Annotated in this window: 14 protein-coding genes; 10 read left to right on the plus strand and 4 right to left on the minus strand. The window is 63.5% G+C overall.

The window, feature by feature from the left end:
• Positions 1-57: 57 nt before the first annotated feature.
• On the plus strand, positions 58-954 hold the full coding sequence (locus AC0L23_RS07195) for a LysR family transcriptional regulator (RefSeq protein ID WP_018459184.1): 897 nt from the start codon (positions 58-60) through the stop codon (positions 952-954).
• A gap of 149 nt (positions 955-1,103) precedes the next feature.
• On the plus strand, positions 1,104-2,006 hold the full coding sequence (locus AC0L23_RS07200; protein WP_085352865.1) for an HNH endonuclease: 903 nt from the start codon (positions 1,104-1,106) through the stop codon (positions 2,004-2,006).
• A gap of 15 nt (positions 2,007-2,021) precedes the next feature.
• On the opposite strand, the gene AC0L23_RS07205 is transcribed toward AC0L23_RS07200, so the two are convergent.
• Positions 2,022-2,921, minus strand: coding sequence for a LysR family transcriptional regulator (locus AC0L23_RS07205; protein ID WP_085352866.1), 900 nt, complete (start codon positions 2,919-2,921; stop codon positions 2,022-2,024).
• Positions 2,922-3,032: 111 nt separating this feature from the next.
• Between AC0L23_RS07205 and AC0L23_RS07210 the strand changes: the two genes are divergently transcribed.
• From AC0L23_RS07210 to AC0L23_RS07225, 4 genes are all read left to right on the plus strand, one after another.
• Positions 3,033-3,677 (plus strand): DsbA family protein, encoded by a 645-nt coding sequence (locus AC0L23_RS07210; RefSeq protein ID WP_085353049.1) that lies wholly within the window; start codon positions 3,033-3,035, stop codon positions 3,675-3,677.
• A 72-nt stretch (positions 3,678-3,749) separates the two neighbouring features.
• Complete coding sequence (locus AC0L23_RS07215; RefSeq protein WP_026233752.1) at positions 3,750-4,646, plus strand: MBL fold metallo-hydrolase; 897 nt, start codon at positions 3,750-3,752, stop codon at positions 4,644-4,646.
• A 1-nt stretch (position 4,647) separates the two neighbouring features.
• The gene (locus AC0L23_RS07220; protein WP_085352867.1) at positions 4,648-5,052 is read left to right on the plus strand and encodes a nuclear transport factor 2 family protein; all 405 of its coding nucleotides are present in this window, start codon (positions 4,648-4,650) and stop codon (positions 5,050-5,052) included.
• Between the two features lie 259 nt (positions 5,053-5,311).
• Entirely contained in the window at positions 5,312-5,878 is a 567-nt protein-coding gene (locus AC0L23_RS07225; protein WP_085352868.1) for a suppressor of fused domain protein, read from the plus strand.
• 91 nt (positions 5,879-5,969) lie between these two features.
• Here the strand turns inward: AC0L23_RS07225 and AC0L23_RS07230 are convergent, their stop codons facing one another.
• Positions 5,970-6,317, minus strand: coding sequence for a hypothetical protein (locus AC0L23_RS07230; protein WP_085352869.1), 348 nt, complete (start codon positions 6,315-6,317; stop codon positions 5,970-5,972).
• Positions 6,318-6,681: 364 nt separating this feature from the next.
• Between AC0L23_RS07230 and AC0L23_RS07235 the strand changes: the two genes are divergently transcribed.
• Together AC0L23_RS07235 and AC0L23_RS07240 are read left to right on the plus strand one after the other, a co-directional pair.
• On the plus strand, positions 6,682-7,563 hold the full coding sequence (locus tag AC0L23_RS07235) for an AraC family transcriptional regulator (protein WP_085352870.1): 882 nt from the start codon (positions 6,682-6,684) through the stop codon (positions 7,561-7,563).
• A 167-nt stretch (positions 7,564-7,730) separates the two neighbouring features.
• Positions 7,731-8,489, plus strand: a complete 759-nt coding sequence (locus AC0L23_RS07240) for an SDR family oxidoreductase (RefSeq protein WP_085352871.1) — start codon at positions 7,731-7,733, stop codon at positions 8,487-8,489.
• 90 nt (positions 8,490-8,579) lie between these two features.
• On the opposite strand, the gene AC0L23_RS07245 is transcribed toward AC0L23_RS07240, so the two are convergent.
• Positions 8,580-8,930 (minus strand): ethanolamine utilization protein, encoded by a 351-nt coding sequence (locus tag AC0L23_RS07245; protein ID WP_085352872.1) that lies wholly within the window; start codon positions 8,928-8,930, stop codon positions 8,580-8,582.
• A 237-nt stretch (positions 8,931-9,167) separates the two neighbouring features.
• Between AC0L23_RS07245 and AC0L23_RS07250 the strand changes: the two genes are divergently transcribed.
• The gene (locus tag AC0L23_RS07250; RefSeq protein WP_094183363.1) at positions 9,168-10,424 is read left to right on the plus strand and encodes a serine hydrolase domain-containing protein; all 1,257 of its coding nucleotides are present in this window, start codon (positions 9,168-9,170) and stop codon (positions 10,422-10,424) included.
• Positions 10,425-10,431: 7 nt separating this feature from the next.
• Here the strand turns inward: AC0L23_RS07250 and AC0L23_RS07255 are convergent, their stop codons facing one another.
• Positions 10,432-11,982 carry a carboxylesterase/lipase family protein gene (locus AC0L23_RS07255; RefSeq protein ID WP_085352873.1) on the minus strand — a complete coding sequence of 517 codons (1,551 nt, stop codon included), beginning with the start codon at positions 11,980-11,982 and terminating at the stop codon, positions 10,432-10,434.
• A 125-nt stretch (positions 11,983-12,107) separates the two neighbouring features.
• On the opposite strand from AC0L23_RS07255, the gene AC0L23_RS07260 reads away from it, so the two are divergent.
• Positions 12,108-12,905 (plus strand): AraC family transcriptional regulator, encoded by a 798-nt coding sequence (locus AC0L23_RS07260; RefSeq protein WP_085352874.1) that lies wholly within the window; start codon positions 12,108-12,110, stop codon positions 12,903-12,905.
• The last annotated feature ends 1 nt before the right edge of the window (position 12,906 follow it).

Here is a 12,906-nt window from a genome sequence, read left to right on the forward strand (position 1 = left end):
CTGTAGGAGGCATCAGATACGGCTTGAAAGGCGCACCGCGCGGTGCGGGATTGCACCATGATCGACTGGGACGATGTTCGCTATTTTCTAGCCGTCGCGCGGGGAGGCTCGGTGCGGGCGGCCGCCGAGCACCTCGGCGTGAACCACGCGACCGTGCTGCGACGCATCGCCCAGCTCGAGGAACGCCTTGGGGTCCAGATGTTCGAAAAGCTGCCTTCGGGCTACCGGCTGACGGCTGCGGGCGAGGAGGTCCTCGAATTCGCCGACCAGATGGAAGCCTCGTCACACCAGCTGGAGACGCGCGTGTTCGGGCGCGATCAGAGCGTGCGCGGGCGTCTGCGGGTGACGCTGGCGCCGCCGATGGCGACACATTTGCTGATGCCTGATTTCGCCGATTTCGCGCGTCTGCATCCCGATATCGAGATGGATGTCCTGTCGTTCGGCGAACTGGCAAATCTGACCAACCGTGAGGCCGACGTCGCGATCCGCGTCGTCTACGAGCGCAAAACCCTGCCGCAAAATCTTCATGGCATGAAGGGACCGGAGCTGTTCGGCGCCGTCTACATGTCCAGGGATCGACTGGCCGCGTGGCGTGCGGGCGCGCCGGATCCCTTCCGCTGGATCGTCATCAGCATGCACGGCATCCCGGATTGGGCCAGCGCGGGCGAGGTTCGCACCACGGACGTTCCATTCAGGACCAGTGACGCCGGAGCGCAGATCGCTGCTGTCCGGCAAGGGCTGGGGATCACGACACTGCCGTGCTTCGTCGGCGATGCCGACCCGCTGCTGGTGCGGGTGCCGGGGACCGACCTGCACATGTACGGAACGGTCTGGCTCCTCACGCAGGGAGAGACGCGCAAGACCAAGCGCGTGCGGCTGTTCACGGAGTTCGTATCACGCAGGCTCGCCGCGTACGCGCCGCTGCTGGCGGGGCTGTCGGTGGCGCGCGAGTGACGCGGGGCGGGTCGTGGGCGGAAAGCTTGGCCTCGACAGATCAAGGCGTTATCGTGCTTCCGAAACAATCGAGTGGGAGTAGGGTTGTGACTGCTATTGATCCAGCATCGCTGGGTGTTGTTTCCTGGAGAGGCAGCGCCGATTAGGTCATGGGGTTTGGGGTATTCATCCATCGATTGGACTCGATCTACGACGACAGCCCCGCTGAGCAGTACCAATTTCCCAGTCAATATCTTCATCGCGTTGAAGCCTGCATCGGCGATTGGATAGTATATTACGAACCGAGCAAGGTTGCTGAAACGCGCGGTTACTTTGCAATTGCTCGGGTTCAGCAGGTTCTTCCCGATCCCGGTACTTCCGGGATGTATCTCGCTTTAATGGAACCGGGAAGCTATCTCGATTTTGCCAATTCAGTCCCATTCAACGGACCGACGGGTCCAGTAGAGCGCGGTGTTCTTAACGAACAGGGGCGGATTTCAGGACGCGCTCAGTCCGCAGTCCGCCCAATCTCTCCCGACGATTTCAATAGAATATGCGAGCTTGGTTTCGCGGAGAACGCGCCGCTGCTGCCGCGGCGCGACGGCGACCTTCCATCGCTCGATCTTAATGACCAGCCGCAGGTGCCATTCGCGGTTGAGCAGCAGCGCGACCGTGTTAGCGTAACGATCTCGAAAGTCCTGCGTGATCGAGTTTTCCGCCGCATCGTGCTGCGTGCCTATGAAGAGCGTTGCGCCATCACCGGCCTCAAGCTCATCAATGGAATGGGGCGCGCGGAGGTCGCGGCGGCTCACATACGCTCCGTCGAGGCAAACGGGCCGGACATCATCAGCAATGGCGTTGCTCTTTCGGGCACCGCACATTGGATGTTTGATCGTGGTCTCATCAGCTTCGCGGACGATCTGGAGATATTGATCTCGCGCCAGACAAACGATCTGGAGGGAGTGCAATCGATCATCAACAAGACGGAGCGCGCTCTTGCGCCGCGTCGTGCGTCAGATCGGCCACATCCGCACTTCTTAAAGTGGCACCGCGAGCATTGTTTCAAGCAATAAGCAAAACCATACGGCTCATGCGTTCGTACCCGCCCGCCGCTGAGCCGCAATCAGCATCTCCACAAACGCGGTCACCTTCGGCGGGCGGAAGCGGGCTGCGGGGTAGACCGTGTGGATGCCGCCGGATGGCAGTTGCCATTGCGGCAGGATGTGGATGAGGCGGCCCGCCGCGAGATCGTCGGCCACCAGGAAATCCGGCAGCACCGAAAGGCCGCCGCCGGCGAGCACCGCTGCGAGCACCCCCGGCGTCGTGTCGATGGCGATGCTCGCCTGCAGGCGCACGGCGCATCGATCGAGATCACCGCGCGAGAACTGCCACAGCAACGGCTCGCGCAGCGCCATGTTGGCGATGAACGGTAGCGTCACCAATTCGTCGGGATCGCGCGCGGCGGCGATCCGATCCGCGAATGCGGGAGCGCCGACCAGACATTGCCGGAACGATCCGATCTTGCGCGCCTGCAGGCTGGAATCGACCAGCCACCCCACACGGATCGCCATGTCGATGTGGCCTGAGGCGAGGTCGACCGTCTGATCTTCGAGCGTCAACTCCACGCGGCAGTGGGGATAGCGTGCCGCGTAGGCCGTGACGACGGCGATGACGACGGCGGTGCCGTAGTCGTTGGGCGCCGTGATCCGCAAGGTGCCGGTCGGCGCGGCGGCTGCCTGAGCGAGCTCGTCGAAGGCATCCTCCGCTTCGCGCAGGATCATGACGCAGCGCGAATGAAACATGCGGCCCGCCTCGGTCGGATGAACCCGGCGCGTCGTGCGCACGAGCAGGCTGGTGCCGAGATCGCGCTCCAGCTGCGCCACCTGCTGACTCACCACGGCCTTGGTGATGCCGAGCCGCTCGGCGGCCCGGGTGAAGGATCCGGTGTCCACGACGGCTGCGAAATAGGCGAGGCGGTTCAGGTTCATGGGCTCAGTCGGGTGCTATCCAACTGTCAGCCTATCACATACATTCTGTATGTTTTGTTGATATTTTTCTATCAATATGCCCGTGCCACATTGCTGTCCAAGGAGATCGCCATGTCCGCGCCCATTCAAATCACCTACCTGTTCGATCCGCTCTGCGGCTGGTGCTACGGCGCCTCAACGCTGCTCGAACAGCTCGTCGCCCGAACGGATTTCGCTGTCGAACTCGCGCCGACAGGCCTGTTCGCCGGCGAGGGCGCCCGTCCGATGGACGATGGTTTTGCGGCCTACGCCTGGAGCAACGACCAGCGGATCTCGCGCTTGAGCGGCCAGCCCTTCAGCGAAGCCTATCGCCGCGACGTGCTGGGCGACCGCACGCGCCTGTTCGATTCCGGCCCGGCAACATTGGCGCTCACGGCCGTTGCGCTCATGGCGCCTGATCGGGAGTTCGCGGCACTGAAAGCCTTGCAGCTCGTCCGCTATGTCGAGGGACGCGACAGCACGGACATCGCCGTTCTCTCGGATGTGCTGCGCGCGATGAATTTGCCGGAGGTCGCCGCGCGTCTGGCGAGCCCGGACGTCGCACTGATCACCGCATACCGCGCGCGCCTCGAGGCTGCGCGTGCCGAGATGCGCCGATTCGGCGCCAACGGCGTCCCGGCCCTGATCGTCGGGACGGGCCATGATCGCCGCCTCGTGCAAGCAAGCGCCCTGTTCGGCAGCCTGGACGTCCTCGTCGACGGACTGAAGGCGGCCTGAGCGCAGCGATCAACAGAGGCCGGACCATCCAGCTTTCATTTCGCAATCGTAGACAAGCACCAGGAGACCAACATGCCGACAAGGAGAACCATCATGAAAACCACTCTCGCCGCGGGCGCCGCCGCCGTCTTCGCACCCGCAGGCCTCGGCCATGCCGCGGGCGGGCTCGCCTGGAAGCATTTTCCGGCCGGACAGAACGGCTTCTTCCGGGCGCCCGTTCTGGTGTCCGGGCCAAGCGAAGCCGTGCTGATCGATGGCGGCTTCACGCTGTCCGATGGCAAGGCGGTCGCCGACGCCATCAAGGCCACCGGCAAGAAGCTCACCACCATCTATATCAGCCAGTCGGACCCGGATTATTATTTCAGCCTCGGCGCGATCAAGGCTGTCTTCCCCGAGGCCCGCGTGCTCGCGTCGCCAGCGACATTGGCGGCCATTCACGCCAGCGTCGAAAAGAAGCTTGCCGTCTGGGGGCCGCAACTCAAGGCGAACGGCCCGCAGGTGCTGGCCGATGTGGTCATCCCCGAAGCGTTCGACGGCAAGACGCTCAGCGTCGACGGCGAGACCATCGAGATCGTCAGCGCCGACGGCCTGGCCAACCGGCGCTATCTGTTCGTACCCTCGCTCAACGCGGTGTTCGGCGGCGTGCTGATCTTCTCCGGCGTCCATGTCTGGACCGCCGACACGCCGACCAGGGAGCAGCGCGCCGCCTGGATCGCCAATCTCGAAAAGATCGCGGCGCGCAAGCCGGCGATCGTCGTGCCCGGCCATTTGTCGGCGGATGCGAAGACCGACCTGTCCGGTGTCGAGCACACCATCGCCTACCTCAAGGCGTTCGACGAAGAGTTGGCCAAAACCAAGGATTCGGCGGCGCTCAAGGCGGCGATGGAAGCGCGCTTCCCCGGCCTCGGCATGGGCGTTGCGCTCGACATCGGCGCCAAGGTCGCCACCGGCGAGATGAAGTGGGGTTGAGATGGGGGCGAACCTCGACCTGATCCGCGCCACCTATGAGGGATCATCGTCGGAAGAGAACGGCCGCAACTTGCTGGCCGCTCTCGCTCCCGATGCCGCATGGACCGAAGCGGAAGGGTTTCCATACGCGGGCACCTATGTCGGGGCGGACGCGATCATATCAGGCGTGTTCCGGCGTCTCGCCACCGAATGGACCGGCTACCGCGCCGACGTTCACACCTATCTCGAAGACGGCGACCGCGTCGCCGCCTTCGGCGTCTACTCCGGGACCTACAAGGCGACGGGCAAGTCCATGCGCGCCAATTTCGCGCATCTCTATCTGGTGAAGGACGGCAAGATCGCCAGCATGACCCAATATGTCGACACCGCGATGGTGCAAAAGGCATTGGAGCCTGCCGGCCGGTAACAGCCGCATCACGTCGGAATGCAGGAGGGGGAGCCCGCGACATGCGGGCTCCCCTTTTTCGTTCCGGCGTCTGCTAGATCTTGATGGAATTGTGCCTGGCCGAGGAAGTCCACCGCGCGCCAGAACGTGGTCATGGATATGACCGCCGGCCCCGTCTATACCGAGGTCCCACGACAGGCCAGAGCGGCGATCGTATGCTCGCAGTCATGGTGTTGAAGATATGACTGCCGACGACCTTGGATTTTTGACGTGAGGAGCCATGGCGGTTTCGGAAGACAACAAATCTCTCGCCCGCTATCTGAGAGATGTTACGCAGGGTTCACCGACGGTTACGAAATATTGGGATGACGCCCACGTCAGTGACGTCGACATCATGATCATCAAGGACGTGCCGGCAGGAGGCGTTTCCACTTATGCCAGCCTCGCGCTCTCTGACGCAAAAACCGGCCTGACGTCTGGCGGCAAGGCCCTGGGCGTCGAGATTCTGCTGGCTCTGGCGACGGCCGAGGGCGCCAACATGATCGCGACTTGCGCTTTCAGCATCAAGAAGGGCGAGATCACACCCTTGCCCGGCGTCGTCATTCCGCGAGCCCTGGAACTGTATGGCGAAGGGCGCGAGATGAAGCACGCCATGCTCATCTCTCCGTTCGTGTGGGACCTGGAAACACAGTCCTTCTCGGCCAAGTCCGTCGCCTGGCTGCAGGTACTGCCTATTTCCGACGCCGAGCGGGACTACGCGCTGGCGAACGGGCCCGAAGCGCTGGAGGATCTGCTCCAGGACCGACAGATCGACGTGTTTGACATCGATCGTCCCAGCGCTCTTTGATACCCTGACCGCCGCTATCTTCGTGGACGCCTGCGCTTCGCCTGGAGGATGCTGATGGCATTCGGCCCGATGGGTATCGCTTCGCGTCTCCCTACCGCGGCGCCAGCCCCGCACCGTTTTGAAATGCCAACAGCCCAATGCAGAAAATCGCTGCGCCAACCCACAGCACCACCGGGACCAGGTACGGCGACGAAATGACTTCGAGCACCGGGAACGCTTTGTCTGAAACAAACCTTCTGTGTGCCACCCATGCGGTTGCGACGAGGGGCGTAAAGGTGACAACGAAGTAGAGCGCCCCCAAAACCCAGCCAAAGGCGGTCAAATCCCTGGATCGCGTGACCTCTCCCGCGAAGCCAAGCGCGGCAATTGATACGAACGCGCCCAACGCGCTGATGAGGAGCTCGGCAGCCAGGACGACGATGGATAGAGTTGCAGTCATGCTTGGATTCCGTTTGCGAATGAGATTTCCCTGAAGCCGCAGCCCGGATGGCCGGTGACCGCATCAGCCACGATTGAAGTCCTCGAGATCGCGGATGAAGCGTTCGAAGTCGGGCGCCAGTTCGTGCAGAGGAAGGCAGTTCATCCGTACTGACATCTTGAAGGGGAACGCCCACTTTGTGGGTGAAGGGGGGCCGACAGTCTAACGCGTAGAGGAAGGTGCTTGCAATCGGTGTGGTCTTCCCTGAGGAAACCAGTTGCCGGACGTAGCTCCATCCGGGCTAGCGATCCGTGCCAAACCGCAAGATCGGTCGAGCGTGTCATGGCCGTCAGCGACTAGATGGAGCCGCCACGGAGGAGGGACGATGAAGGCGGCGGTGCAAAACTATCAGGACCGCATGCGACGGGTGCTGGACCATATCGACCGGCATCTCGACGGAGATCTGGACCTGGACGGCTTAAGCGCTGTTGCCGCCTTCTCGAAATTTCATTTCCACCGGCAGTTCTCGGCAACCTTCGGATTATCTGTGCATCGCTATGTCCAGCTGGCCCGCATGAAGCGCGCTTCGCACCAGCTGGCCTATATGGACGCCCTTGATGTCACGGATGTTGCGATGGATGCCGATTACGACGCACCGGATGCCTTCGCCCGCGCCTTTCGGCAACGGTTCGGGCAATCTCCGTCGTCGTTCCGGAAGTCTCCCGACTGGGAGCCGTGGCTTGCGGCCTTAGGGCCTCTCGACAACGCCAGGAGCAAGCTCATGCAGAAGACGTTTACCACCGACGACGTGACGATCCGCGATGTGCAACCCACCAAGGTGGCGATCATGGAGCATCGCGGCGACCCGGCGACGCTTCCCGCCACAATCCAGCGCTTCATCGCGTGGCGCAAGGCGGCTCACCTGCACCCCAGCACAAGTCCGACCTTCAATGTCTGGCGTTCCGAGCGGCGGCCTGCGTCACCCGCCGATTACAGCGTGGACCTTTGCGTCGGGACCGCACAAGCGATCGTGGCGAACGGCGAAGAAATCAAGGCCGGCGAGATCCCCGGCGGACGCTGCGCGGTGCTGCGCGTCGTCGGTTACACCGACAATCTGGAGCCCGCCGCGCTCTATCTTTATCGCAACTGGCTTCCCGCCAGCGGCGAAGAAGCACGCGACTTCCCGATCTATTGCCAGCGGCTGAGCTTCTTCCCGGAGGTGCCGGAGCACGAGACGGTCGCGGACGTTTTTCTGCCGCTGAAATAGCGCCGCTCGCGGCGGCCTGTCGCTTCCGATCACGGAAACGGGCAGGCCGCCATTCCCCGATCAATATCGCCACGATGTGATCCCGCGTTCAACTCGGGAAACGGGTGGCAGCTCGCCGGTGCCTGATGTCTTGTTCGGCTCCTTTTTGACATCAGGAGAGTCTCGCGGTGGAACTGGCCAACAAGACGATCATCATAACCGGCGCCAGCAGCGGTATCGGTGCTGCCGCAGCGTCGCTGTTCGCGTCCGAAGGCGCCGATGTGGTGCTCGGGGCGCGTCGCGGCCCCGAGCTGCAGACCGTGGTTGCAAGCATCAAGAGCGCCGGAGGGCGCGCGACTTTTCTTGCGGGCGACGTTCGGGACACCGGCTATGCAGCCCGCCTTGTCGAGCACGCCGTCGAGACCTTCGGAAAACTTGACGGCGCTTTCGACAATGCCGGCGTGGTCGGCGAGATGACGCCGGTCCCCGAGATGAGCGTCGAAAACTGGACCGATGTGCTTGCGGTGAATCTCACCTCGGCGTTCCTCAGCGCGAAGGCGCAGATCCCGGCGCTGCGCAAGCAGGGCGGCGGTTCGATCGTTTTCACCTCGTCCTTCGTTGGCTTCAGCAACGGGGGCCTGCCGGGAATGGCGGCGTACGCAGCCTCAAAGGCAGGACTGATCGGCCTGGCTCAATCACTGGGCGCCGAGCATGCGGCCGAAGGCATTCGCGTCAACGCGCTTCTGCCTGGAGGGACCATCACCCCGGCGGCGGGCGAAGGAAATCCCGACGCCCTGAATTTCATCGCCGGGCTCCACCCGATGAAGCGGATGGCCAGTCCCAAGGAGATCGCGCAGGCGGCGGTTTTTCTCCTGAGCGACCGGGCATCGTTCATGACGGGCAGCCCCATGACGGTTGACGGCGGCATGTCGGTCCGCCTGACCTGACCACGAATCCGCTCGGGCTCGACCGACGGGGCTCTGCGCCGTCGATCGAGCCAATTGATAGCGGGGCGCGCAGTGCGCGAAAGGCCTGCTTCACCCGTGCGCCTCCTGCCAGTGCGGATAGGTGACATAGGCGGTGACGGCGCCTTGCTCATGCGAGCGAATGGTGACCTGCGTGCCCTTGGGCATGTGGACGGTCTCGCCCGGACCGGCGGTCACGGTGCCGGCGTTGCTCGACACCGAGAGCTTCCCTTCGAGCACGATCATGACGTCGTCGACGGCGATTGTCTCGTCGAGGATCTGGCTCGGCGCGTAGCGGCCGTAGCCGATGGTGATCGGCGCGCCGTGACGCTGGTCGATCACGTTGCCGACGAATATGTCGCCATCCTGGCCGGGCGAACGCTCGAGCGTTGCGTCCGAGATGGCAAACTTGCGAACTTGCATGAGATGTCTTCCGTCTTTTCAAAGTGGGCGGGTTGAGGACGATAGAAGCCTCAGGCAAGTGTTTTGTTCAGCGCGCCTTGCGGGACCGTTTGACGCAGATTGCGCGACGATGGCTGGCGCGCAGGAGACGATTGGTGCCCAGCCCACGGCGACGGTCGCCTCGGCGCAAACACTGGATGTTCGCCACGCATCTCCATGATACGAAACCCCCGTCGTTCGCTTCCGGAGCCAATGTTCATGTCTGCCACCGCGCCGAGTCAGTCGCCCGCAACCGCCGCCGAAACTGATCCCGAAACACTCGGCTGGATGAAAGGCTTCCCGCCGTCTCCGGACCGCACCATCAGCTTCCAGGATGGTTCGTTCCGCAGCTTCCCCGAGCTACGCTGGGCATGGAGCAACATCCGCCAGCTGGTGCCGACCGTGAATGTCTGGCGCGGCGCGGGGCCTGCATCGGTGTTGCCGCGGGAAGGCCACGACATCGATGCGTCGGCCTCGACCACCATGGACAGGCGGCCCATGACGTTCGCGAAGATGCTCGAGGAAACCTACACCGACGGCATCGCCGTGCTGCATCGGGGCAAGCTGATCTATGAGCGCTATTTCGGTGCGTTGAAGCCGCACAAGCCGCATATCGCGATGTCGGTGACGAAGTCGTTCACCGGCGTGCTCGCCGGCATTCTGGTCGCCGAGGGCAAGATCGATCCGCAGGCGCCCGTCACGGACTATGTGCCGGAGCTGAAGGCGAGCGCGTTCGGCGACGCGCGCGTGCACGAGGTCATGGATATGACCACCGGGCTCGAATACACCGAAGTCTACACCGACAAGAACTCGCATGTGTGGGGACTGCGGCGCGCCAACGGCATGGCGCCGATTCCACCCGACTATGACGGTGCGACCACCATCTTCGATTTCCTGGTCGGGCAAAAGAAGCAGGGCGAGCACGGCAAGGTCTTTGCCTACAAGACCGTCAACACAGACGTGCTGGCCTGGATCATCCGGCGCGTCAGCGGCATGACGTTGTCCGATCTGCTCTCCGAGCGCATCTGGCAGCCGATGGGCGCGGAGGAAGACGCGCATTACCACGTCGATCGCATCGGCACCGAAAGCGGCGGCGGCGGCCTGTCGACCTGCTTGCGCGATCTCGCCCGATTCGGCGAGACCATGCGCAATCACGGCCGCTCCAACGGCCGGCAGATCGTGCCTTCATCTGTCGTCGAGGACATCGCGCGCGGTGGCGATCCCGAGAAATTCAAGCCCGCCGGTTACACCACGCTACCCGGCGCCTCCTATCGCAATCAATGGTGGGTCACGCACAATGCCCACGGCGCATATATGGCGCGTGGCGTTCACGGCCAGGGCATCTATATCGATCCCAAGGCCGAGATGGTGATCGCGCGCTACGCCTCGCACCCCGCAGCGGGCAACGCCGCCAACGACCCCGTGACGCTGCCGGCCTACATGGCGCTGGCGAAGGAGCTGATGGCGGGCGAGTGAGGTCCGCCTACGGCAGCTCCCGCCAGCGCATCGGCAAAATGCCGTCCTGCCTGAAACTGGCGAGGAAGCGGAAGCGGGCGGCTTGCGGATTGGGGCGGGCTTCGATCGGCGTGCCCAGGATCTGCACAACGTCCGTCTCGTCATAGGCGGGCCAGGGTGGCAGACCCGATCCGTTCGGGTCCCCGTGCGCAGCGAAATTCACCCAATAGCTCATCATGATCCGCGCCAGAGCGCGGTCCTGTTCGGCCGGCGGTGCTGAGCTGCCGATCACCTGTTGCGGTGTCAGTGTGCCGAACACGAACGGGATTTCAGTGACGTGCGAGGCGATCGGCGTGTAGTGCGAGGTATAGCTGAAGTGATAGCCGTAGACTGGCGCGCGTCCCCCGCGCCAATGCAATCGCAGCCACTGCCAGCATTGCTCGCCGACCACGATGTCGCCCGTGAGCGCCGCCGCAGAAGTCCTGGCCTCCGCATCGGTCGCCGCGGGATAGACCTTCAGGAAATCGGCCATGCGCTCCTTGCCGAACATCGCCTCGGCCGCGGCGAGAAAGGCTTGCGCTGATTCGTCGGGGAGTGACTGCGAACGGAAAGGAAATTCCTCGGCCGCATTCCAGCCCGCCAGCAGCGGGATGTACATCTGTTCGCCGCGCCGGAAGCGCCGCGCGGGCACATCAGGAACGACAAGACCATCGATACTCGGCGAGAAGGCCGTCACGACCGGGCTGGTCCTGAAACTCCACGGCGCGGCTGCATTCAACCGATCGGCCGGCATGCTGCGCAAAGCTGCGATCGACGCGTTGTCCTGTTGCCGGGCAAAAGCGAGACCACGCGCGCGGGCTTCTTCAAAGCCCTGAAGCGGGCCGTGCTTGCCATCCCAGAACGCGCCGCTCTGTCCAATGGCCTTGTGAAACAGCCCATGTGCGAGAGGCGAGGCCATCAGGATGCCGACGGCCATGGCGCCGGCGGATTCGCCGAACACGGTGACGTTCTCGGGGTCGCCGCCGAAGCCGGCGATGTTGGCCTTGACCCAGCGCAGCGCCGCCAGTTGATCCTGCAGGCCGTAATTGCCTGAAGGCGCCTCCGCGTCGAGATCGGGGTGGGCGAAGAAGCCTAAGATGCCGAGGCGGTAGTTGAAGCTGACGACGACGACACCTTTCGCTGCTAGCGCGTTGCCATCGGTTGCGGGATTCGCCGAGGAGCCGAACTGAAAGCCGCCGCCGTGAATCCACACCATCACGGGCCGCTTCTCATCCGCGTGCTTCGCCGCGGTCCAGATGTTGAGATAGAGGCAATCCTCGTCGCGTGGTCCCGGCCGCGGGTCGTTTTCGAGCGCCGATAGACACCCCGCGCCGAACACAAGCGCATCGCGCACGCCATCCCAGGACTCCGGGGGCTGCGGAGCGCACCAACGCAGAGGCCCGACCGGCGGTGCTGCGTAGGGAATGCCTTTGAACGCGATCACGCCGCTTGCATCGCGCGGGCCGCCACGCACGGCCCCCGCTTGCGTGCGGACCACGCGTTGCAGCCCGGCTGCTGTCGTACTCGTGAAACCATGCATGGCCGTTTCTTTCGATAGCGTGGGCGGCGCCCGGACGCCCCCGGGCAGGTTCAGGCGGCACCCTATCGACATTCCTCTTCGCTCGATTTAGATGTTCTGCCAATCAATTTCTAAAAACCGGCAACATGCGGCAGCCGCTCCGTTTTCCATGGCCTGATCTTGATGTGGATGATGTCTCCGCGCCCGTTATCGCCGTGCGCGTCGACGTGATCGGGACCAAGGACGAGGTGCCCGATCACAGGCACCGCAAGGGGCAACTTGTCTTTGCGCTGGGCGGCGCCGTGACGTGCCGCGTTCCCACCGGTCTGTGGATGGTGCCGCCGCATTGCGCGGTGTGGATTCCAGGAGGCATGCAGCACAGCAACCTCGCGACGGAAAACGCCCGGCTGTTTTTCGTCTACATCGAGCCTGAGGTCGTGGACCTGCCGGATCGGTGCTGCACGCTTTCGATCTCCCCACTGTTGCGTGAAGTGATCGTCGAGCTGGCCAATCAGATCGCGAATGACGAGGCGAGGGTGGAGCTTCTGGCGAGCGTCCTGCTGCGCGAGCTTCCCCGCATGCCGGTTCAGCAGCTGCATCTGCCGCTCTCGCCCGAGCCGCGGTTGAAGAAGATTGCCGCGGCGCTGGCGAAAAACCCTTCCGATCGCAGGACGCTGGCCGAATGGGCCGATCGCGTCGCGCTGAGCGAGAGCAGCCTCGCGCGTCTCGTGGTCAGGGAGACGGGCTTAAGCTTCGGGCGGTGGCGCCAGCAATTGCACCTGATCGTCGCCTTGCGGGAGCTGACGTCCGGCGCGAGCGTGCAGCAGGTGTCCGCCGATCTCGGCTACGACTCCGTCGCGGCCTTCATCACCATGTTCAAGAAGGCGCTCGGGAAACCACCAGGGAAATATCTGAGCGGTATTTTCCCTGAATATAAGAATTGAC

Source organism: Bradyrhizobium sp. MI1.4 (assembly GCF_055811315.1).

What these genes read in the sequence shown, in the direction of transcription:
- AC0L23_RS07195 (WP_018459184.1), top strand. Translation starts at nt 58, where the DNA reads ATGATCGACTGGGACGATGTTCGCTATTTTCTAGCCGTCGCGCGGGGA.
- AC0L23_RS07200 (WP_085352865.1), top strand. Translation starts at nt 1,104, where the DNA reads ATGGGGTTTGGGGTATTCATCCATCGATTGGACTCGATCTACGACGAC.
- AC0L23_RS07205 (WP_085352866.1), bottom strand. Translation starts at nt 2,921, where the DNA reads ATGAACCTGAACCGCCTCGCCTATTTCGCAGCCGTCGTGGACACCGGA.
- AC0L23_RS07210 (WP_085353049.1), top strand. Translation starts at nt 3,033, where the DNA reads ATGTCCGCGCCCATTCAAATCACCTACCTGTTCGATCCGCTCTGCGGC.
- AC0L23_RS07215 (WP_026233752.1), top strand. Translation starts at nt 3,750, where the DNA reads ATGCCGACAAGGAGAACCATCATGAAAACCACTCTCGCCGCGGGCGCC.
- AC0L23_RS07220 (WP_085352867.1), top strand. Translation starts at nt 4,648, where the DNA reads ATGGGGGCGAACCTCGACCTGATCCGCGCCACCTATGAGGGATCATCG.
- AC0L23_RS07225 (WP_085352868.1), top strand. Translation starts at nt 5,312, where the DNA reads ATGGCGGTTTCGGAAGACAACAAATCTCTCGCCCGCTATCTGAGAGAT.
- AC0L23_RS07230 (WP_085352869.1), bottom strand. Translation starts at nt 6,317, where the DNA reads ATGACTGCAACTCTATCCATCGTCGTCCTGGCTGCCGAGCTCCTCATC.
- AC0L23_RS07235 (WP_085352870.1), top strand. Translation starts at nt 6,682, where the DNA reads ATGAAGGCGGCGGTGCAAAACTATCAGGACCGCATGCGACGGGTGCTG.
- AC0L23_RS07245 (WP_085352872.1), bottom strand. Translation starts at nt 8,930, where the DNA reads ATGCAAGTTCGCAAGTTTGCCATCTCGGACGCAACGCTCGAGCGTTCG.
- AC0L23_RS07250 (WP_094183363.1), top strand. Translation starts at nt 9,168, where the DNA reads ATGTCTGCCACCGCGCCGAGTCAGTCGCCCGCAACCGCCGCCGAAACT.
- AC0L23_RS07255 (WP_085352873.1), bottom strand. Translation starts at nt 11,982, where the DNA reads ATGCATGGTTTCACGAGTACGACAGCAGCCGGGCTGCAACGCGTGGTC.
- AC0L23_RS07260 (WP_085352874.1), top strand. Translation starts at nt 12,108, where the DNA reads ATGCGGCAGCCGCTCCGTTTTCCATGGCCTGATCTTGATGTGGATGAT.